Origin of the sequence: Duganella sp. P38 (assembly GCF_050859475.1) — a bacterium.
GTDB lineage: Bacteria > Pseudomonadota > Gammaproteobacteria > Burkholderiales > Burkholderiaceae_D > Rugamonas.
The window spans coordinates 385,678-405,907 of the sequence record NZ_CP193936.1; the positions used below are offsets into that span (position 1 = coordinate 385,678).

Genomic DNA, 20,230 nt, shown 5'->3' on the forward strand with positions numbered 1-20,230 from the left:
ACAGTATAAATCAAAAGCATCAACACACATAAGAATTACATGGCAAAAATTTTTGCGTAGCAAATCAAAAGGGCGGCGTAGGCAAGACCACCACCACGGTTAATCTGGCGGCCGGCCTGGCAAAACTGAACCAGCGCGTGCTGCTGGTGGACCTCGACCCGCAGGGCAACGCCACCATGGGCGCCGGCATCAACAAGGCCGGGTTGAAGGCATCGACCTACGAGGTGATGCTGGGCACGGCCGACGTGGCGGCGGCGCGCCAGCGCTCGAGCCTGGCCACTTCGACGTGCTGCCGTCGAACCGCGAGCTGGCCGGCGCCGAAGTGGAGATGGTGGAACTCGACAACCGCGAACGCCGCCTGAAGGAAGCGCTGGCGCTGGTGGACAAGGAGTACGACTTCATCCTGATCGATTGCCCGCCGGCGCTGTCGATGCTGACGCTGAACGGCCTGTGCGCCGCGCACGGCGTCATCATCCCGATGCAGTGCGAGTACTACGCGCTGGAAGGCCTGTCGGATCTGGTCAACACCATCAAGAAGGTGCACGCCAACCTGAACCCGGACCTGAAGATCATCGGCCTGCTGCGCGTGATGTTCGATCCGCGCATGACGCTGTCGCAGCAGGTGTCGGCGCAGCTGGAGCAGCACTTCGGCGACAAAGTCTTCAAGACCATCATCCCGCGCAACGTGCGCCTGGCCGAAGCGCCGTCGTACGGCGTGCCGGGCGTCACCTTCGATCCGTCGTCCAAGGGCGCGCAGGCGTATATCGCCTTCGGCGCCGAGATGGTCAAGCGCATCAAGAAAATGTAAGGCAATCACATGGCAACCAAAAAACTCAAAGGCCTCGGTCGCGGCCTCGACGCGCTGCTGGGCGGCAATGGCGACATCAACACGGCGGACGCCAACACGCCATCCGAACTGAAGGTCACGCAGATGCAGGCCGGCAAATACCAGCCGCGTACCCGCATGGACGAGGGCGGCCTGCAGGAGCTGGCCGCCTCGATCAAAACCCAGGGCATCATGCAGCCTATCCTGGTGCGGCCGGTCGGCAAGGACAAGTACGAGATCATCGCCGGCGAACGCCGCTTCCGCGCCGCGCAGCTGGCGGGGCTGGAAGTGCTGCCGGTGCTGGTGCGCGATGTCGACGACCAGGCCGCCGCCGCGATGGCGCTGATCGAGAACATGCAGCGCGAGGACCTGAACCCGCTGGAAGAGGCGCAGGGCATCCATCGCCTGATCACCGACTTCGCTTTCACGCACGAGCAGGCGGCCAACGCGGTCGGCCGCTCGCGCAGCGCGGTGTCGAATCTGCTGCGTCTGATGAATCTGGCAAGTCCGGTGCAGACCATGCTGATGGCCGGCGATATCGATATGGGCCACGCCCGCGCGCTGCTGGCGGTCGATGCGGCTACCCAGATCAACCTGGCCAATACGGTGATTGCCAAAAGATTATCGGTGCGGGAAACCGAGAAGCTGGTGGCAAAAACGCTGGAGGAATTGAAGGCGTCGCCGAAGGAGGCGCGTGTCAAGGAAAAGTCCGGTGACATCACGCGTCTGGAAGAAGAATTGTCTGATCGGTTGGCGACGCCGGTGGTGTTCAAGATGGGCGCCAAGGGCCGCGGTCAGATGATTATTGACTTCGCCGATCTGGATATTCTTGACGGCGTGCTCGCTCGTCTGCGCGCCTGAGCCGTCTGCGCACATCACCCGCCTGTGCGCGCAACCCGTCTGTGCGCGTAACCCGTCATTCCCGCGCAGGCGGGAATCCATGCTGCGCTAATGAACACGCTGTCCATGGGTTCCCGCCTGCGCGGGAACGACGGATTTCGATTTGATTCCAACTTGGTGCAAAGACTGCGGAAATGTTTCTAAAAGCGTCTCATTCGTGCACAATATGCTCTGCTGCGGTGCAGCATGTTTGACGTGATACATGAAAGACACATATAATCACGCGTCTTTTGGGGTTTAATCGGTTTTTAAGGAGTCTCGGCAGTGAGTAGTTCGACGAGCATTTCGAAACCGGTGTTCCGCATTGTTGCCCTCCAGTTCGCCATCGCCACTGGATTCGCCTTGCTCGCCTGGAATCTCGGCGGAGTACACAAAGCTTGGTCGGCCGCCTATGGCGGAGCCATCGCAGTCATCGGGAGTCTGATGTACGCGATGATTGTTGCGCGCGGTTCCAACGACGCCAAAATTGCTTTGCGCGCGCATGTGCGCGCCGAAGTGACAAAGATTTTTATCACGGTGGTGCTGTTTGTGGCGGCACTCGTGGTGTTTCAGTCGGCCTCATGGTTATGGCTGATCTTGGGTTTCGCGGTGGCAACCTTGGCTTACTGGTTTTCACTGCTCGCAATTTAATCACCAAAATCTTATATTTTTATGACCACTGAAAACGTCGGGCACGAAGCGCCCACTAATATCGAGTACATTCAGCACCACTTAAGCCACCTGAAATCGGCCGACGGCATGTTTAACCTGGACACGTTCTGGGTTTCGGCCATTCTGGGCCTGGTTTTCCTCGGTGTGTTCTACATGGCCTCGCGCCGCGCCACCGCCGGCGTCCCTGGCAAGCTGCAAAACTTCGTCGAAGCCGTGATGGAACTGGTCAACGACGTGGTCAACTCGGCGTTCCACGCCAAGAGCAAGGTCATCGCGCCGCTGGCGATCACGATTTTCTGCTGGGTCTGGCTGCTGAACGCGATGGACTTCCTGCCGGTCGACCTGCTGCCGAAAATCCTGAGCTTCTTTGGCGTCCACAAGCTGCGCGTCGTGCCGACCGCCGACGTCAACCACACTTTCGGCATGTCGTTCGGCGTCATGCTGTGCATTATTGGTTTCTCGATCAAAGCCAAAGGTCTCGGCGGCTGGGGTAAAGAGCTGCTGACCGCGCCGTTCCACGCGCATGGCTTCATGGCCATCATCCTGGCGCCGGTCAACCTGGTCTTCCAATTGATCGAGTTGCTGGCCAAGCCACTGTCGCTGTCGCTGCGTTTGTTCGGCAATATGTATGCCGGCGAACTGCTGTTCATCCTGATCGCTCTGCTGCCATGGTGGGCACAGTGGCTGCTCGGTGGTCCGTGGGTGATCTTCCACATCCTGGTGGTGACCCTGCAAGCGTTTGTATTCATGGCGCTGACGGTTGTGTATCTGGCCATTGCGGTTGAGAAGCACTAAATTTTCGTTTTAACTTTTTAGTATCTGTAGTCTTTTTTAAATCTTAGGAGAAATTTCAATGCAAGCTCTGATCGCACAAGTACAAAGCATGACCGTTCTGGCAGCCGCTATCATCATCGGCCTGGCCGCTATCGGTACCGCTCTGGGTTTCGCCATTCTGGGCGGTAAATTCCTGGAAGCTTCGGCTCGTCAACCAGAACTGATGCCACAACTGCAAACCAAACTGTTCGTGATCGCCGGTCTGCTGGACGCGATCTCGATGATCGGCGTTGGTATCGCTCTGCTGTACACCTTCAGCAACCCATTCCTGGCCGCTCTGCAAACCGTCGCTCAGTAATCTGCTCCACCCTAGGAGAAACTTTTAGTTAGGAGCATAGGTATGGACATCAATATGTCTCTTCTCGGCCAGATGATCACCTTCGCGGTGTTGGTCTGGGTCTCGATGAAGTTCGTATTTCCATCGCTGAACGCAGCGCTGGATGAGCGTGCCAAGCGCATCGCCGATGGTCTGGCCGCTGCCGACCAGGGCCAGCAAGCCATGGTAGCCGCTGAGAAGCGCGCCGCCGAAGCGCTGTCCGGTGCACGCGAAGAAGCTTCGCAACGCGTTGCCGACGCTGAAAAGCGCGCGCAACTGGTGGCGGAAGAAATCAAAGCGAATGCACAAGCAGAAGCCGACCGCATCATTGCGCAAGCTAAGGCTGAAGCCGAGCAGCAACTGGCGACGGCGCGCGAAGCGCTGCGCGCTCAGGTGGCTGACCTGGCTGTGAAGGGCGCCGAGCAAATCCTCAAGCGCGAAGTCAACGCCTCGGCCCACGCCGATCTGTTGTCGCGCCTGTCTGTCGAGCTGTAATCATGGCAGAAAACGCAACCGTCGCCCGTCCCTACGCGGAAGCTTTGTTCCGCGTAGCCCAAGCAGGTAAGGAATCGTTCACCCTCGCGGCGTGGTCCGAGCTGGTCGCCGAACTGGCCCAGATCGGTGCCCACCCCGAGGTGCAAGCATTCGCCCGCAACCCGAAAGCGTCGGCCAGCGATATCGTCGCCGCCTTCAAGGCCCTGGTGAAATCCCCGCTGAACACGGAAGCCAATAACTTCCTGGCGATGCTGGTGGAAAACGGCCGTATCAGTCTGCTGCCGGAAATCGGCGCGCAATTCCAGGCGTTGAAAAACGCCGAGGAAGGCGCCGCAGACGCCGACATCACCAGCGCCTTCGAACTCGACGCCGCGCAAGTGAGCACGCTGGTCGCGACGCTGGAAAAGAAATTCAGCCGCAAGCTGAACCCGGTAGTGACCGTGGATCCAGCCCTGATCGGTGGTGTACGCGTGGTGGTCGGCGACGAAGTGCTGGACACTTCGGTGCGCGCCAAGCTTGAGCAAATGCGTGTTGCACTGGTCGCCTGAGTTCACGCTCGGCGACCGGCTTAGAACAGATTCTTCATCTCGCGCAAGCTGAGAGAAACCCTATTTAGGAGTTAGTTAGTATGCAACTCAACCCATCTGAAATCAGCGAGCTGATCAAGAGCCGTATTCAAGGCCTTGATGGTGGCGCTGAAGTACGTAACCAAGGCACGGTGATCTCCGTGGCCGACGGTATCGTCCGTATCCACGGCCTGTCGGACGTGATGCAGGGCGAGATGCTGGAATTCCCGGGCAACACCTTCGGCCTGGCAATGAACCTGGAGCGCGACTCGGTCGGCGCCGTTATTCTGGGTGCTTATGAGCACATCTCGGAAGGCGACACCGTCAAGACCACCGGCCGCATCCTGGAAGTGCCGGTCGGTCCGGAACTGCGTGGCCGCGTGGTCAACGCGCTGGGCCAGCCGATCGACGGCAAAGGTCCGGTCGATGCCAAGCTGACCTCGCCTATCGAAAAAATCGCCCCGGGCGTGATCGCCCGCGAGTCCGTGTCGCAACCGATGCAGACCGGCCTGAAGTCGATCGACGCGATGGTGCCAATCGGCCGTGGCCAGCGTGAGCTGATCATCGGCGACCGTCAGACCGGTAAGTCGGCAGTTGCGGTTGATGCGATCATCAACCAAAAAGGCCAGGGCATGACGTGCATCTACGTCGCCATCGGCCAGAAAGCGTCGACCATCAAGAACATCGTGCGCTCGCTGGAAGAGCACGGCGCGCTGGAGTACACCATTGTTGTGGCCGCCTCGGCGTCGGAATCGGCTGCGATGCAGTACATTTCGGCCTACTCCGGCTGCACCATGGGCGAATACTTCCGCGACCGCGGTGAAGATGCGCTGATCGTCTACGATGACCTGTCGAAGCAAGCTGTTGCTTACCGTCAGATCTCGCTGCTGCTGCGCCGTCCACCAGGCCGCGAAGCTTACCCAGGCGACGTGTTCTACCTGCACAGCCGTCTGCTGGAACGCGCAGCGCGCGTGAACGCCGACTACGTGTCGGCCTTCACCAACGGCGCCGTCACCGGCAAGACCGGTTCGCTGACCGCACTGCCGATCATCGAAACCCAGGCTGGCGACGTTTCGGCGTTCGTGCCAACCAACGTGATTTCGATTACCGACGGCCAGATCTTCCTGGAAACCTCGCTGTTCAACGCCGGTATCCGTCCTGCGATCAACGCCGGTATCTCGGTGTCGCGCGTTGGTGGCGCCGCCCAGACCAAGGTCATCAAAAACCTGTCCGGCGGTATCCGTACCGACCTGGCACAGTACCGTGAACTGGCTGCGTTCGCGCAGTTCGCCTCGGACCTGGACGAATCGACCCGCAAGCAGCTCGACCGTGGCGCGCGCGTGACCGAACTGCTGAAACAGAAGCAGTACTCGCCACTGTCGATCTCGCTGATGGCCGCTTCGCTGTTCGCCGTGAACAAGGGCTACCTGGACGACGTCGAAGTCAAGAAAGTACTGTCGTTCGAAGCCGGCCTGCATGCTTACCTGAAGACCAAACAAGCTGACCTGCTGTCGAAGATTGAATCGTCGAAGCAACTGGACAAAGACGGCGAAGCCGCTCTGTCCGCTGCCATCGCCGACTTCAAGAAATCCGGCGCATTTTAAGTTAGCTTGGCGCTCCGGCTGAACCCGGAGCGCCTTCAGCGCAGAAGGAGTAAGGACTCATGGCAGTAGGCAAAGAGATACGTGGCAAGATCAAAAGCGTAGAAAATACGAAGAAGATCACCAAGGCGATGGAAATGGTCGCCGCATCGAAAATGCGCAAAGCGCAGGATCGCATGCGCGCCGCCCGTCCCTACAGTGAGAAGATTCGTAATATCGCTGCTAATCTGGCCAACGCAAACCCAGAGTACACGCACCCGTTCCTGGCCGATGAAGCCAAGGAAACGGCCAAGGCGGTTGGTTTCATCGTGGTCACGACCGACAAGGGTCTGTGCGGCGGCATGAACACCAACATCCTGCGTCTGGTGACGAACAAATCGCGTGAGCTGGAAGCTGCGGGCAACAAGATTGCCGCGGTAGCGATTGGTAATAAAGGTTTGGGTTTCCTGAACCGCGTCGGCGTGCCGGTGGTTGCGCAAGTGACCCAGATCGGCGACACCCCGCACCTGGAAAAACTGATCGGCCCCGTCAAAGTCATGCTGGAAAAATTCCAGAGCGGCGAGGTGGATGCGGTTTACCTCTGCTACACCAAGTTCATCAACACGATGAAACAGGAACCGGTAGTGCAGCAACTGCTGCCGCTGCCAGCTGCCACCAAACAGGCGGACGCAGGTAATCACAACTGGGATTACATCTACGAGCCGGATGCAGCGACTGTCATCGATGAACTGCTGGAGCGCTATGTAGAAGCGCTGGTGTACCAGTCGGTGGCGGAAAACCTGGCGTCCGAGCAATCGGCGCGGATGGTGGCGATGAAGGCGGCCAGCGACAACGCAGGTAGTGTGATCGGTGAATTGAAACTGATCTACAACAAGACCCGCCAGGCCGCGATTACCAAAGAACTCTCCGAAATCGTCGCCGGTGCGGCAGCGGTTTAAACGAATTTAACTATATTTGAAGGAACGAACATGGCTGATGGCAAAATCGTTCAGTGTATCGGCGCGGTGGTTGACGTTGAGTTTCCACGCAACGCAATGCCCAAGGTATTTGATGCCTTGAAGATGGAAGGCTCCGAGCTGACGCTGGAAGTACAACAACAACTGGGTGACGGTATCGTGCGTACCATCGCTCTGGGTTCGTCGGACGGTCTGCGTCGCGGCATGCAAATCCAGAACACCGGCAAGCCAATCATGGTGCCAGTGGGCAAAGCGACCCTGGGTCGTATCATGGACGTGCTGGGCAACCCGATCGACGAATGCGGCCCGGTCGCTCACGACCAGATCGCCTCGATCCACCGCGCTCCACCAGCTTACGATGAGCTGTCGCCATCGCAAGACCTGCTGGAAACCGGCATTAAAGTTATTGACCTGGTCTGCCCGTTCGCCAAAGGCGGTAAGGTTGGCCTGTTCGGTGGCGCCGGCGTCGGCAAGACCGTGAACATGATGGAACTGATCAACAACATCGCTAAAGCACACTCGGGTCTGTCCGTGTTTGCCGGTGTTGGCGAGCGTACCCGTGAAGGTAACGACTTCTACCACGAAATGGCTGACGCCAAAGTGGTTGACCTGGAAAACCCGGCCAACTCGAAAGTGGCGATGGTCTACGGTCAGATGAACGAACCACCAGGCAACCGTCTGCGCGTGGCGCTGACCGGCCTGACCATGGCGGAAGCGTTCCGTGATGAAGGCAAGGACGTGCTGTTCTTCGTCGACAACATCTACCGCTTCACGCTGGCCGGTACCGAAGTGTCGGCACTGCTGGGCCGTATGCCGTCGGCAGTGGGCTACCAGCCGACGCTGGCCGAAGAAATGGGCCGTCTGCAAGAGCGCATCACCTCGACCAAGACCGGTTCGATCACCTCGATCCAGGCCGTGTACGTGCCAGCGGATGACTTGACCGACCCGTCGCCAGCGACCACCTTCGGCCACTTGGACTCGACCGTCGTTCTGTCGCGTGACATCGCCTCGCTGGGTATCTACCCTGCGGTCGACCCGCTGGACTCGACCTCGCGCCAGCTGGACCCGCTGGTCGTCGGCCAAGACCACTACGACACCGCGCGCGCCGTTCAGGGCACGCTGCAGCGCTACAAGGAACTGCGTGACATCATCGCGATTCTGGGCATGGACGAGCTGGCGCCGGAAGACAAGCTGCTGGTGGCGCGCGCACGTAAGATGCAGCGTTTCCTGTCGCAGCCGTTCCACGTTGCTGAAGTGTTCACCGGCGCGCCTGGTAAGTACGTGTCGCTGAAGGACACCATCAAGGGCTTCAAGATGATCGCCTCGGGCGAACTGGATCACCTGCCAGAGCAAGCGTTCTACATGGTCGGCACGATCGAAGAAGCCATCGAAAAAGCCAAGAAACTCAACTAATAGTTGAGTTGTTCGCCGCGGCCGCAAGGCCGCGGCGATCCACCCGATAGGACAGACATGGCAAACACTATTCACGTTGACGTGGTTTCCGCCGAGGAGTTGATCTACTCTGGCGAAGCCGAATTCGTCGCGTTGCCGGGTGAGCAGGGCGAGCTGGGTATCTACCCGAAGCACACGCCGCTGATTACCCGTATCCGTCCGGGCGCGGTGCGCATCCAGATCCCAGGCAAGTCGGAAGAAGAGTTCGTCTTCGTCGCCGGCGGCCTGCTGGAAGTGCAGCCGGGCACGGTGACGGTGCTGGCCGACACCGCGATCCGCGGCGCCGACCTGGACGAGGCCAAAGCGGCCGCGGCCAAGAAGCGCGCCGAGGAAACGCTGGCCAACAACAGCTCGGGCATCGACTACGCGAAAGCGCAAGCCGAACTGGCAGCGGCCATCGGCCAGCTGGCAGCGATCGCCAAGCTGCGCGAAAAGCGCTAGGGCAACGCAACAGCAGCATCAACAAAAAAGGCAGCCTCGGCTGCCTTTTTTATCGATAGCTTTTTTACTTTTGCGTGGCCTCCTTTGGCCGGGCGCGTGTGAGGGTCAGGAAGACTGCGGGCTCGTCGCGCGCGATAGCAATCAAGGGCAGGGCGGCAGTATCTGGCGTGGTTCGTCGTTGTTCCCAATCTTCCAGTGTGGAAGTACTCACACCGAGACATTCGGCAAACTCTGCCTTTGACAATCCTGTATTTTTTCTCGCAGCGATGATGGGGGAGTAGACAACGCGGCCTAGTCCGGCCTCGATCTCTTTTGCAGCTTGTTTCAGCTCTGCATAAAGGTCACGTGTCGCTTCGTACGTTTCAAGTTCTTCATCGCTTAACGGCAGAGATTTTTTCGTAGTCATGGCGTAAATCCTTCAGATTTGCTGGCGTCAGATTGGCGGTCACCGATTTTGCGTAGATGGTGATCAGAATGATCTCCCCCAACGCGTTGCGGGTGAAATAGATGACTCTTACGCCGCCTGACTTTCCTGAACCCTTTTTCCCCCAGCGGACTTTTCTGACGCCGCCGGTATTTGGTATTACAACGCCAGCAAAAGGATTTGCCGCGAGGTAGCCGATGAATTCATTGTAGTCCTCTTCCAGCCAATAGCGCGGCCAGAGGCGAGTGAAATCGGCAAGTTCGACGATGGTATGCATCGATGGACTCTAGCGCGTCGAACCATCGTCGATTTTGATCTGGCACATCCAGATAAAAGATGGGCTTCCATGCTGGGCCGGATGGCGCCGTCGTGCCCACGCTGTTTTTACACTTCGCCTTTCTTTTCCCTCACGCGGGCCTGGGCGGCCCGGTGCAGCACTTTCCACTTCGCCACTTCGGCGACGCGGTCGAGCGGCGTTTGTTCGCTGCGCCGGGCTTCGCGGAGCAGCTTGTGGTAGTTGTGCAGACGGTCGGCGTCCACCACGCCGCGCACCGCGCAGCCGGGCTCGGTGGCGTGGCGGCAGTCGCGGAACTGGCATTGCGAGGCCAGCGCCTCGATGTCGTCGAAGCTTGCTGCGATGCTGGCCTGGTCGGCGTCCGGCTGCCAGCTGCGCAGGCCCGGCGTGTCGATGATGCAGGCGCCGCTCGCGCACCGATGCAGCGAACGTGATGTAGTCGTGTGCCGGCCCCGGTGGTCGCTGTCGCGCACGCTGCCGGTGTGCTGGCCGGCTTGCGCCAGCGTATTGGTCAGCGAGGATTTGCCGGCGCCCGATGATCCCAGCAATACCAGCGTTTGCCCGGCGCCCAGCCACGGCGCCAGTTGCGTGACGACGCTGTCGCTCAGCGTATTGACCGCCAGCAGCGCAATGTTGCGGGGAAGCCGGTCGCGCAATAGCGCCATGCGCTGTTGCGTGTCCGTGGCGACATCCGCTTTGCTCAACACCACCACCGGTTCCACGTTGGCCGTCTTGACGATGGCCAGGTAGCGTTCCAGCCGGCGCGGATTGAAGTCCTTGTCCAGCCCCATCACCAGCAATGCCGTGTCGACATTGCTGACCAGGCTGTGATGACGGCCATCGTGGCCGCGCCGGGCGATGTGGGTCACCGGCGGCACCACCGCGCAAAGCCAGTGCTCGTGGCCGAGCGTGGTGCTGAGCGCCCAGTCGCCAACGGCTGGCGTAGCGTCGTGAACCGAGCGCAGCACGCGGGCGCGGAATTCGTCGTGGCCGTCGTGCATGGTCAGCCAGTCGCGCTGGATTTCAGTGATGCGGGCCAGCCGCGCGTCCGCCGGTGTCTCCGGCAAAAGGTGAAGCTGGCTGGCGAGAGTTTGGGTAAATCCGATACGGCGCAGTGATGCGAAATCGATGTCGATCATGATGTTGATTCCAGTAGGACGAGCGATACCCTTCGCGGCGAGGCGACGGGCGACGAGTACGGGAAGTCAGCTGCGCGATAACGCGCGGATCAACAAGCGGATGGGCGTATCAGGCAGCCGACAGGAGGGCAATGTCTACGTGGCGCATTTTGTGGTCTCCTGTGCTTGAGTGGAGCAGCCAGTGTCGCACCGCGCGGCGCTGGCGTCAATCCTGGCAGCTGCGGCGGTAATCGGCGGGCGGCTTGCCGACCAGTTTTTCGAAATCGGTGGTGAAGTGGGACTGGTCGTAGTAGCCGAGCTGCTGCGCCAGCGCGGCCAGGTCGATATCGCTGCCTTTGGCCAGCAGGTCGGAGGCGTCCAGCAGGCGGTTGCGGCGGATCACCCATTTCGGCGTGGCGCCGACATAGTCCTTGAACAGCATTTGCAGCTTGCGCACGCTGATGCCGACGTGGTCCGCCAGCTGCTGCACTTGCGTGATGTCGGCGTGGTGTTCGATGGTGCGCAGAATTTCGGCGATGCGTTCGGTCACCGGATCGATAGAGGGCAGGGCGCTGCGGATGATGGCGCTGGCGGCGGCCACCATGCCGGCGTCGTCGGCCGCGCCGAGCACGCGTTGCTCGGCCCCGGCGTCGTCGCAATCGAACACGGCCGACAGCGGCAGCTCGCGGTTGGTGGCGCTCTGCACCGGCTGGCGCAGGAAGCCGCGAAACGCGCCCGGCCGGAAGCGCAGGCCCAGCACGCGGCCGCTGCCGCGTAGCGTGTATTCAAAGGCGCCGGTCATCACGCCGAACACCGCTGTGCGGCCGGCGTCGAATACGACATGGATGCACGGCGAGGGCAGGGTGCGTTGCACGTGTACCACGCCGTCCGGCAGCGTCCACGCCACCAGCCAGAAGTGCTCGATAAATGGGGCGAGGTCGGCGTCGGGCAGGTAGCGTTCCAGCCGAAAGACTTTTTCCCCGGCCGCGGGGTTCACCACGCCGCGTGTTGGACGCGGTACACTTTGCAGCGTTGTCATAGATTTGGACTGTCAGGGGCCAGCCGCGTCATTCCCGCGCAGGCGGGAATCCATGCTGAGCTTGCGCTGAGACGTTCTATAGATTCCCGCCTGCGCGGGAATGACGGGGCGAGGTTTTCGCGTTTTTACAAGACCATCATCTTAGCAAGCGTTATCGTGGCTTTTCCACTACCACTTCGGAGAAACACATGAATCAGCAAATTACGTTGTATCACTGCCCGCACTCGCGCTCGACCGGCGTGCTGACCTTGCTGGAGGAGTTGCGCGCGCCGTACGAGCTGCATGTGATGAACATGAAGAAGGGCGAGAACCGCGCCGCCCCTTACCTGGCCGTCAACCCGATGGGCAAGGTGCCGGCGATCCGCCATGGCGACGCCATTGTCACCGAACAGGTAGCCATCTATCTCTACCTGGCCGACCTGTTCCCGCAAGCGAAGCTGGCGCCGCCGCTGGGCGATCCGCTGCGCGGCCCCTATCTGCGCTGGATGGCGTTCTACGGCAGCTGCTTCGAGCCGGCCATCGTCGACCAGTGGATGAAGAACAAGCCAGCCGACAAGCAGGCCTGCCACTACGGCGATTTCGATACCATGTTCAGCACGCTGGTCGAGCAGCTGGGTAAAGGCCCATACCTGCTGGGCGAGCAGTTCAGCGCGCTCGATGTATTGTGGGGCACGGCTTTCGGCTGGATGATGATGTTCGGCTTGGTGCCGAAGCTGCCGGTGATCGAACAATATGTGGAGCGCGTGAACAGCCGTCCGGCCGCCATCGCCGCCCGCGAGAAGGACGCGGCGCTGGCCGCCGAACAGGCCGCCGCATGACCGCAACGCTGGCAGGCCTGCTGCTGGCGATGGGCTTGCCCTCGCTGTTTGCTTTCCTCAAGCGCGGCAAGGGCGCTATCGAGCAATGGCCGCACCTGATCAAGGCGTGGGGCAGCTGCCTGGCCTTGCTGGCGCTGGTACTGCTGTGGGAACGGCGGCCGCTGGCCAGCATCGGCATCGCCTGGGGCAATTATCTGGCCTGGCTGATCGGCGCCGCGCTCGGGCTGACGATCCTGGCCACGTCGGTGATATCCATTCTTCAGGCCAGCAAGGGCGGCAAGCCGGCGCTGCCGGAAGATTCCGCCGAGGGCTTGAACCGGCTGGCCGGCACGCCGGCGTGGTTCCGCTGGGCGGTGGTCATCACCGCTGGCGTTACCGAGGAAATCATGTTTCGCGGCTATCCGGTCGAGCGCCTGCATGCGCTGACCGGCAATCTGTGGATCGCCGCGCTGGTGCCGCTGACGGTGTTTACGCTGGCGCACCTGGGCGGCTGGTCGTGGGGCCATCTGATTGGCGTGCTGTTCGGCGGCAGCTTGCTGACCGGGCTGTATTTATGGCAGCGCGACCTGATCGCCTGCATGATCGCCCACGTGCTGATCGACTCGCTGCTTATCTTCCTGCCGGCGCTGCTCAGGAAACTGGCGGCCCGCGACGCGCGGTGTGCACGTGAGCAGAGCTCGGCTGTAAAGCCTTCTTGATGAGAGCGAGCGCTAACTCCGGCTGCGCGCTGCCGCACATGAAGATGTCGGCGGCGGCAAAGCCGCACTCCGGCCAGGTGTGGATGGTGATGTGCGATTCGGCCAGCAGCACCACGCCGGTGACGCCCAGCCCTACGCCAAATCCGTGGAAGTGACTGAACAGCACGCGTGCGCCGGCCGCTTCGGCGGCGTCGCGCAGCAGGCTTTCCAGCGTCGCGCAATTGCTTAATTTTTCGGCAGAGATGCCGTTCAGGTCGGCCAGCATGTGGTGGCCCGTCGGCGCGTGGGTGGGCAACTGCGCGGCGGCCGGATGTTGCGCCGGCGCCGGTGCCGACGCATGCCCGCGGTCGGTTGAGGCTGCCGGCGGCAGCGATTCGCGCTTCACTTGTGGCCTCCGCCGCCCGAACCGCCGCCCCAGCTGCCGCCGCCACCGCCGGTGTGCGAGCTCCAGGCGCTGCCGCGCGAGGAGCCGCTGCCCGCGCCGCCGCCCATCCGGCTCCAGCTGCTGCCGGCGCTGAACAGCACCACGATAATCGCGTAGATGAAAAATCTAGTCATGCTTGGTCATTATTATCGAGGAAGGTCGCCGGCAGGTAGATCGCCAGCGCGGCGATCGCGCTGAGGAACCAGGTGTCGCCAAAATTGAACAGCAGCGGTATCGCGTTCACCGCCAGCATGAACCAGATGATGTACTTGGCTGTCGTCCGGTGGCGGTTGTTGCCAAACGGCCTGGATCTGGACGGCGCCTTGAGCTTGCCCTTGAAGGCTGGGCCGAACCACAGCGCCAGCTGGTCGGCCGACGCCGGCGACGAGCGCGACCACGTCATTTCCTGCGGCGTGATCTCGGCGGCCAGCCGCAGCTGGCCGGCCTGGAACTCTTCCACCTGCATCCTGTCGCCGACGCTGACGCGCCAGTTGAAGGCGCCCACCGCGTACGTCACCACCGCGTTGTAGTCGTACAGGCGGGAAAAAGTCACTTTATCCACAACCACCTTGCCGGCGCCTGGCGTGTACGCCAGCGGCCAATCGGACAGCACATTGGCGCCCGACCAGCCTTCATCGGTTTCCACCAGCCACGAGAAGCCGGCGCGCGGGCCGTACATCAGGTATTCGTTCCACTGCGTACCTTCGTCGTCGGCGCGGCGCATCATGCCGATGATGGTGAAGTCCTGGTTGTTGATTTTTGCGGTCGCGCCCAGTTCGATGGTCAGCGGCACCTTGGCCACGCGCTCGCCGGCCGCCACCACCTGCGCCTTCGGGCTGGCGGCGTCGATTTGCGTGGCGCACGCCGGGCACACCAGGTTGGCCGTCACGCCCGGCAGGTATTTGATCGGGCTGCCGCAGGCCGGGCAGTCCAGCGCATCGAGCTTGCCGCGATAGCGGCCGGCGGCGCGCTGGATGGTGTCGTCGTCGCGCAGCAGCTGGCATTGCAGGCTGTCCAGCGTGACCGACAGGCCGGTGTAGACGACTGGATCGGGGCCGTCGGAATAATCGAGCGTGATGAATTCGCCGCCACGGCGGAAGTCCGCCACGCGCGCCTGGTAGCCGTCGCCGACCTTGAACGGCAGCTCGCCCTGGCCGCCGACGCAATCGGCCACGCGCACCTCGGCCGCAATGTACAAGCCGCCGCCGATCTTGTAGCTGCGGCCGGGCGCCAGGTCCTCGAAGGCCTGGGTCTGGGTTTCGCCCTGGTATTCGGCGGTGATGGTGTACATGCCGGACGAATCGCCCAGCCACGAAGTTTTGCCGTCGTCAAAGAACAGGAACCACTCGTTCCACATCCCCGCCGAATAGCGCAGCTGGATGCGGCCGACCACGGTGAACGCGCGCCCGCCCAGCACGCCGGCGGTGCCGATCTGGATCGGCGAATAGTCCTCCAGCACGGACGACATCTTGCCCAGGTCCTTGACCGCGCCTTCGTCCTTCAGAACGCGCGTGCTGCAATACTCGCAGACCGCCATGACCGAGGCGTGCGAGCGGAATCTGACTTCCGCGCCGCAGCTGGGGCAGGAAACTATTTGCATGCAGTGCTAGCCTTAGCCGATCAGTTTTTTCAGTAGTTCGGCTTTGCTGCTGTCGTAGTCGGCGGCCGAGATCAGGCCTTTGTCCAGCAGGCCTTTGAGCTTTTCCAGCCGCGCTTCGATCGAGTCTTCCGCTGGCGCGGCCGGCGCCCCGGCCGGTGCGCCGGCTTGCGGCGCCAGCGTGCTGCCCAGCGTCTGGCCGATCACCTGGCCCACCGTCATCCCCGCACCGAGGCCGGCGCCGATGCCGGCCAGGCCGCCCTCGTTGCCGGCCGCCAGCGGAATCGCGCTGGCCACCTGGTATTTGGTGAAGCCGGCCATCTTGTCGGCGCTCATGCCGCCCTTCATGCCGGCCGAGATGCGCTCGTCCAGCGCCGCCTGCAGTTCTTCCGGCAGGCTCACGCTGGTCACGTTGAATTCATCGAGTGCGATGCCGTAACGGGCGAAGGCGGTGGTCAGGTCGCCCTTGACCTGCTGCGCCATCAGCGCCTGGTTGGCCGCCATGTCGAGGAACGGCACTTGCGACGCGCCCAGCGAGCTGGCCATGGTCGCCATCAGGATGCCGCGCAGCTGGTCTTCCACCTCGTCGCGGGTGTAGATTTCGCGCGTGCCGCTGATTTCGGTGAAGAAGGCGCGCGCATTGGTCACGCGGTACGAATACATGCCGAAGGCGCGCACGCGCACCATGTCGAAATCCTTGTCGCGGATGGTGATCGGCTGCGGCGTGCCCCATTTGCGGCCGGTCTGCACGCGGGTGCTGAAGAAGTACACGTCCGACTTGAACGGCGAATCGAACAGCTTGTCCCAGTTTTTCAGGTTGGTCAGCAGCGGCAGGGTTTGCGTGGTCAGCGTGTGGGTGCCGGGGCCGAACACGTCGGCGATCTGGCCCTCGTTGACGAACACCGCCACCTGCGACTCGCGCACCACCAGCTGGCCGCCGTTCTGGATTTCCTGGTCGGCCATCGGATAGCGCCAGGCCAGCACGCCCTCGGTGTCCTCGTTCCATTGCAGTACATCGATAAACTGCTTCTTGATAAAGCTGCCGATACCCATGATGGTCCTCGCTTAGGAAATGCAGGCGCCGTTGATGACGCCGATGGAAATGGAAATCGCGCCCAGCAGGCCGCCGAAGGCGCCGTTGTTCGCTTCAATCTGGTCTTTGGCCATGTTCAGCACGCGCGTGGTGATGGCGTAGGCCAGGCCCTGGATCACCATGGCGCCGAAGGCCCAGGCGAAGAACTGCTGGTAGTCCAGCGTATGCATCAGCGCCGAGCCGATGGTGATGGAAAAACCTATCAGCGCCCCGCCCAGCGATAGCGCGGCCGCGTGATTGCCCTCGCGGATCAGCTTCACCTCGTCGTAAGGCGTCATCCACGTGTAGGCTTTGAAGAACACGGCCAGCAGCAGGGCGGCCAGTAGCAGGTGGATCAGATAATTCAGGACGGCGGGCACGGCGCACTCCGGTAGCGTCATTCCCGCGCGGGCGGGAATCCATGGACGGCGTGCCTGGCCGCTCGGTATGGATTCCCGCCTGCGCGGGAATGACGGATAATAAAATGTTTAGTTTAATATTAATGCAAACAGATAGAAATGAACAAAAAAATTCTGATTCTGTCGGTTTTCGTGGTGGCCTCCTGCGGACTGGCATATGAACTGATCGCCGGCGCGCTCTCCAGTTATTTGCTGGGCGATTCGGTGCTGCAATTTTCCACGATTATCGGATGCTACCTGTTTGCGATGGGTGTCGGCGCGCACTTCTCCAAGTATGTGAAGGATGAAGACGTGCTGGCGCGCTTCGTCGATATCGAGCTGGCGGTGGGCCTGGTGGGTGGGCTGTCGGCGGCGGTGCTGTTCCTCACCTTCTCGTGGATGACGGCGCCGTTCCGCACCATGCTGTACACGATGGTGTTCCTGGTCGGCGCGTTTGTCGGCATGGAGGTGCCGCTGGTGATGCGCGCGCTGAACGCGCGCCAGACCGAATTCAATGAGCTGGTCAGCAAGGTGCTGACCTTCGACTATCTGGGCGCGCTGGCGGTGTCGGTGCTGTTCCCGCTGGTGCTGGCGCCGTATCTGGGGCTGGTGCGCACCGGCTTCATGTTCGGCATGCTGAATGTCGGCGTGGCCCTGTGGACCATCAGCGTGTTTCGCGCAGAGCTGAAAAACGTCACCGGCCGCATGCTGCGCGCCAGCGCGGTGCTGTGCGTGCTGGTGTTCGGCTTCGCCTTTGCCGACAAGCTGACGCACTGGGGCGAGCATGGCCTGTTCGGCGACGAAATCGTCTACGCCACCACCACGCCGTATCAACGGCTGGTCATCACGCGCTGGAAGGACGATACGCGCTTGTACATCAACGGCAACCTGCAATTCTCGTCGCGCGACGAGTACCGTTATCACGAGGCGCTGGTGCATCCGGTGTTGGAGGCGCTGCCGTGGGCCAGGCGCGTGCTGGTGCTGGGCGGCGGCGACGGCCTGGCGCTGCGCGAGATCCTGCGCTACAAGAATATCGAACACGTCACGCTGGTTGATCTGGATCCGGCCATGACGGCCGCCTTCACCCAGCGCGCGGAACTGGTCAAGCTCAATCACGGCTCCTTCAGCGACAAGCGCGTGCGCGTGATCAACGCCGACGCGGCCATCTGGCTTCAGCACAACGACGATATGTTCGACGCGGTCATCGTCGACTTCCCCGATCCGTCCAGTTTCGCGCTGGGCAAGCTGTATTCGGTGCCGTTCTACGGCATGGTGCGCAAGCACCTGGCGGCCAATGGCTTGATGACGGTGCAATCGACCTCGCCGTTCTTCGCGCCGCACGCCTACTGGACCATCGACGCCACGCTGCGCGATGTCGGCATGAAGACCTGGCCTTATCACGCCTATGTGCCGTCGTTCGGCGAATGGGGCTTCATCCTGGCTTCGCCGCAGGCGGCGTACACGCCACCGGCCAGCTACCGCCTGCCGATGCGCTACCTGAACGCCGACACTACGCGCGAGATGTTCATCTTCCCGCCGGACATGAAGCCGCTGCCGATGGCGCCCAATCGTCTCAACACCCAGTCGCTCGTGCACGAATTCGAGCAGGACTGGCGCCAGGTGATCCGCTGATGTTGCGCCGTTCTTTCCTGGTCTGGGCCGGCGCCACCGGCGCCACGGTGGCCGGCAGCGGGCTGGCGTTCCAGCGCTGGCAGGAGGTCACGCCCACGCTGCACTACGTCGGCCGCGACGAGGGCCACTTCCTGCGCGACCAGCGCGCGCTGCCAGCGCCATCGCAAGTTATCCACACCGATGTGGCGATACTCGGTTCCGGCGTTTCCGGGCTTACCGCCGCGTGGAAGCTGAAAAAGCTCGGCAAGCACGATGTGCTGATGATTGACGGCCCGCAGCCCTACGGCAACGCGGCCGGCGGCGCCTTCGGCGAATACGAGTACCCGACCGGCGCGCACTATCTGCCGCTGCCGTCGCCGGAATCCGTGCACGTGCGCGAAATCCTCGCGGACCTTGGCATCATCCAGCAAGATCCCTACGGCGAAAAGCCTCGCTACGACGAGCGCTTCATCCTGCACGCGCCGGAAGAGCGCCTGCTGCACAACGGCCATTGGCAGGAAGGCTTTATTCCCACGGAAGGCGTGGCGCAGTGGGAGCTCGATGAGCACAAGCGCTTCTTCGATGAGGTGCACCGCTTGCGCCAGATGCATGGCCGGGATGGCCGCCGCGTGTTCGTCTTCCCGACCGTGATGTCGTCGGAAGATCCGGAGTGGCTGGCACTGGACCGCATCACGCTCAAGCAGTGGATGGAGCAAAACGGCTACAAGTCGCCGACACTGCACTGGTATCTGAACTACTGCTGCCGCGACGACTACGGCACCCGCTACGACAAGGTGTCCGCCTGGGCGGGCCTGCACTACTATTGCAGCCGCTGGGGACAGGCGGCCAACGCCGGCGACGGCGCCTGGCTGACATGGCCGGGCGGCTTGCAGCCGCTGGTTGCCGGCATCGAGAAGCTGGCGGCGGTCAGGCGCATGGCCGGCACTGCCGTGTCGCTGAAGAAAACGGCGGAGGGTGTCGAGGCGCTGTGCTTCAAGCTGGAAAACGGTAAGCCGGCCAGCTATCTGGTGCGCGCCCGTAAAGCCATTTGCGCCATGCCGACCTATGTGGCCGCGCGGGTTGTGGATAACATCGGCGCATATGGTTTCGACGCGGCCAGGCACGCGCCGGAGTACGCGCCGTGGATGGTGGCGAACTTCCTGCTCAAGCGCTTCCCCGAAGAGTTGCCGAGCCAGCCGCTGTCCTGGGACAACGTGGTGTATAGCGAGCCGGGACTGGGCTACGTGGTTTCGACGCATCAGGATATCCGTGTGCAGCCGCCGCCGAAGACGGTGTTCAGCGCTTATGTGGCGCTGTCCGACCGCAAGGCCAGCAGCGCGCGTCACTGGATGGCGTCCGCCAGGCCGGAGGAGCTGCTGGCGCTGGCCAGCGCCGATTTGAAAACTGCCTACGGCGGACAGTTCGCCTCTTGCGTCGAGCGGGTCGATATCACGCTGCGCGGCCATGCGATGGCGGTGCCGTGGCCTAACTTCCGCAGCAACGCCGGCATGAAGGCGCTGCGCGAGGTGGACGGGCCGATTCTGTTTGCGCACGCTGACTTGTCGGGGTTTTCGGTGTTTGAGGAGGCGGCTTGGTGGGGCATTCGCGCCGGCGGCCTGGCGGCCCGGTAGCCCGTCGTTCCCGCGCAGGCGGGAACCCATAGGCCGCGTGCCTGCCATCTCAGCATGGGTTCCCGCC

General features: G+C 62.0%; 23 protein-coding genes and 1 pseudogene. 15 read left to right on the forward strand and 9 right to left on the reverse strand.

What is annotated here, in order from left to right; all coding sequences use genetic code 11:
* The first annotated feature begins 104 nt into the window (after positions 1 to 104).
* From ACRQ5J_RS01720 to ACRQ5J_RS01770, 11 genes and pseudogenes are all read left to right on the forward strand, one after another.
* Positions 105 to 808: pseudogene (locus tag ACRQ5J_RS01720) on the forward strand (ParA family protein).
* A 9-nt stretch (positions 809 to 817) separates the two neighbouring features.
* Entirely contained in the window at positions 818 to 1,687 is an 870-nt protein-coding gene (locus ACRQ5J_RS01725; protein WP_432380869.1) for a ParB/RepB/Spo0J family partition protein, read from the forward strand.
* 303 nt (positions 1,688 to 1,990) lie between these two features.
* Positions 1,991 to 2,356, forward strand: coding sequence for an ATP synthase subunit I (locus ACRQ5J_RS01730; protein WP_432380870.1), 366 nt, complete (start codon positions 1,991 to 1,993; stop codon positions 2,354 to 2,356).
* Positions 2,357 to 2,377: 21 nt separating this feature from the next.
* Positions 2,378 to 3,172: a F0F1 ATP synthase subunit A gene (gene atpB / locus ACRQ5J_RS01735; RefSeq protein ID WP_432380871.1), complete on the forward strand. Its 795-nt coding sequence runs from the start codon at positions 2,378 to 2,380 to the stop codon at positions 3,170 to 3,172.
* Between the two features lie 58 nt (positions 3,173 to 3,230).
* A complete protein-coding gene (gene atpE / locus ACRQ5J_RS01740) occupies positions 3,231 to 3,509 on the forward strand; it encodes a F0F1 ATP synthase subunit C (RefSeq protein ID WP_090188637.1) in 279 nt (92 codons plus the stop codon).
* 42 nt (positions 3,510 to 3,551) lie between these two features.
* Positions 3,552 to 4,022 carry a F0F1 ATP synthase subunit B gene (locus tag ACRQ5J_RS01745; RefSeq protein WP_432380872.1) on the forward strand — a complete coding sequence of 157 codons (471 nt, stop codon included), beginning with the start codon at positions 3,552 to 3,554 and terminating at the stop codon, positions 4,020 to 4,022.
* A gap of 2 nt (positions 4,023 to 4,024) precedes the next feature.
* Positions 4,025 to 4,570, forward strand: a complete 546-nt coding sequence (locus tag ACRQ5J_RS01750) for a F0F1 ATP synthase subunit delta (RefSeq protein WP_432380873.1) — start codon at positions 4,025 to 4,027, stop codon at positions 4,568 to 4,570.
* 80 nt (positions 4,571 to 4,650) lie between these two features.
* Positions 4,651 to 6,192 carry a F0F1 ATP synthase subunit alpha gene (gene atpA / locus ACRQ5J_RS01755; protein ID WP_432380874.1) on the forward strand — a complete coding sequence of 514 codons (1,542 nt, stop codon included), beginning with the start codon at positions 4,651 to 4,653 and terminating at the stop codon, positions 6,190 to 6,192.
* A 59-nt stretch (positions 6,193 to 6,251) separates the two neighbouring features.
* A complete protein-coding gene (gene atpG / locus ACRQ5J_RS01760) occupies positions 6,252 to 7,127 on the forward strand; it encodes a F0F1 ATP synthase subunit gamma (protein ID WP_432380875.1) in 876 nt (291 codons plus the stop codon).
* Positions 7,128 to 7,157: 30 nt separating this feature from the next.
* Complete coding sequence (gene atpD / locus ACRQ5J_RS01765) at positions 7,158 to 8,558, forward strand: F0F1 ATP synthase subunit beta (protein WP_072782968.1); 1,401 nt, start codon at positions 7,158 to 7,160, stop codon at positions 8,556 to 8,558.
* A 57-nt stretch (positions 8,559 to 8,615) separates the two neighbouring features.
* Entirely contained in the window at positions 8,616 to 9,038 is a 423-nt protein-coding gene (locus ACRQ5J_RS01770; protein WP_432380876.1) for a F0F1 ATP synthase subunit epsilon, read from the forward strand.
* Positions 9,039 to 9,102: 64 nt separating this feature from the next.
* Here ACRQ5J_RS01770 and ACRQ5J_RS01775 read toward each other — a convergent pair whose 3' ends face one another.
* The 4 genes from ACRQ5J_RS01775 to ACRQ5J_RS01790 form a co-directional block, all read right to left on the reverse strand.
* Positions 9,103 to 9,444 (reverse strand): helix-turn-helix domain-containing protein, encoded by a 342-nt coding sequence (locus ACRQ5J_RS01775; RefSeq protein ID WP_432380877.1) that lies wholly within the window; start codon positions 9,442 to 9,444, stop codon positions 9,103 to 9,105.
* Positions 9,410 to 9,739 carry a type II toxin-antitoxin system RelE/ParE family toxin gene (locus ACRQ5J_RS01780; RefSeq protein ID WP_432380878.1) on the reverse strand — a complete coding sequence of 110 codons (330 nt, stop codon included), beginning with the start codon at positions 9,737 to 9,739 and terminating at the stop codon, positions 9,410 to 9,412. The genes ACRQ5J_RS01775 and ACRQ5J_RS01780 overlap by 35 nt, the downstream gene beginning before the upstream one ends.
* Positions 9,740 to 9,846: 107 nt before the next feature.
* Positions 9,847 to 10,896, reverse strand: a complete 1,050-nt coding sequence (gene rsgA, locus ACRQ5J_RS01785) for a ribosome small subunit-dependent GTPase A (RefSeq protein ID WP_432380879.1) — start codon at positions 10,894 to 10,896, stop codon at positions 9,847 to 9,849.
* A gap of 205 nt (positions 10,897 to 11,101) precedes the next feature.
* Positions 11,102 to 11,872, reverse strand: a complete 771-nt coding sequence (locus ACRQ5J_RS01790) for an AraC family transcriptional regulator (RefSeq protein WP_432380880.1) — start codon at positions 11,870 to 11,872, stop codon at positions 11,102 to 11,104.
* 230 nt (positions 11,873 to 12,102) lie between these two features.
* Between ACRQ5J_RS01790 and ACRQ5J_RS01795 the strand changes: the two genes are divergently transcribed.
* Complete coding sequence (locus tag ACRQ5J_RS01795; protein WP_432380881.1) at positions 12,103 to 12,732, forward strand: glutathione S-transferase family protein; 630 nt, start codon at positions 12,103 to 12,105, stop codon at positions 12,730 to 12,732.
* Positions 12,729 to 13,430, forward strand: a complete 702-nt coding sequence (locus ACRQ5J_RS01800; protein ID WP_432380882.1) for a CPBP family intramembrane glutamic endopeptidase — start codon at positions 12,729 to 12,731, stop codon at positions 13,428 to 13,430. Before ACRQ5J_RS01795 ends, ACRQ5J_RS01800 begins: the two co-directional genes overlap by 4 nt.
* On the opposite strand, the gene speD is transcribed toward ACRQ5J_RS01800, so the two are convergent.
* From speD to ACRQ5J_RS01825, 5 genes are all read right to left on the reverse strand, one after another.
* Positions 13,363 to 13,695, reverse strand: coding sequence for an adenosylmethionine decarboxylase (speD, locus tag ACRQ5J_RS01805; protein WP_432383565.1), 333 nt, complete (start codon positions 13,693 to 13,695; stop codon positions 13,363 to 13,365). The two genes, ACRQ5J_RS01800 and speD, sit on opposite strands and share 68 nt — an antisense overlap.
* Before the next feature lie 116 nt (positions 13,696 to 13,811).
* Complete coding sequence (locus tag ACRQ5J_RS01810; RefSeq protein WP_432380883.1) at positions 13,812 to 13,988, reverse strand: hypothetical protein; 177 nt, start codon at positions 13,986 to 13,988, stop codon at positions 13,812 to 13,814.
* Positions 13,985 to 15,454 (reverse strand): DUF4178 domain-containing protein, encoded by a 1,470-nt coding sequence (locus ACRQ5J_RS01815; RefSeq protein WP_432380884.1) that lies wholly within the window; start codon positions 15,452 to 15,454, stop codon positions 13,985 to 13,987. The genes ACRQ5J_RS01810 and ACRQ5J_RS01815 overlap by 4 nt, the downstream gene beginning before the upstream one ends.
* 12 nt (positions 15,455 to 15,466) lie before the next feature.
* Positions 15,467 to 16,504 (reverse strand): SPFH domain-containing protein, encoded by a 1,038-nt coding sequence (locus ACRQ5J_RS01820; protein ID WP_432380885.1) that lies wholly within the window; start codon positions 16,502 to 16,504, stop codon positions 15,467 to 15,469.
* Positions 16,505 to 16,516: 12 nt separating this feature from the next.
* Complete coding sequence (locus ACRQ5J_RS01825; protein ID WP_432380886.1) at positions 16,517 to 16,903, reverse strand: DUF350 domain-containing protein; 387 nt, start codon at positions 16,901 to 16,903, stop codon at positions 16,517 to 16,519.
* Positions 16,904 to 17,041: 138 nt separating this feature from the next.
* Between ACRQ5J_RS01825 and ACRQ5J_RS01830 the strand changes: the two genes are divergently transcribed.
* Complete coding sequence (locus tag ACRQ5J_RS01830; RefSeq protein WP_432380887.1) at positions 17,042 to 18,553, forward strand: polyamine aminopropyltransferase; 1,512 nt, start codon at positions 17,042 to 17,044, stop codon at positions 18,551 to 18,553.
* Complete coding sequence (locus ACRQ5J_RS01835) at positions 18,553 to 20,163, forward strand: NAD(P)-binding protein (RefSeq protein ID WP_432380888.1); 1,611 nt, start codon at positions 18,553 to 18,555, stop codon at positions 20,161 to 20,163. The genes ACRQ5J_RS01830 and ACRQ5J_RS01835 overlap by 1 nt, the downstream gene beginning before the upstream one ends.
* Positions 20,164 to 20,230: the final 67 nt, after the last annotated feature.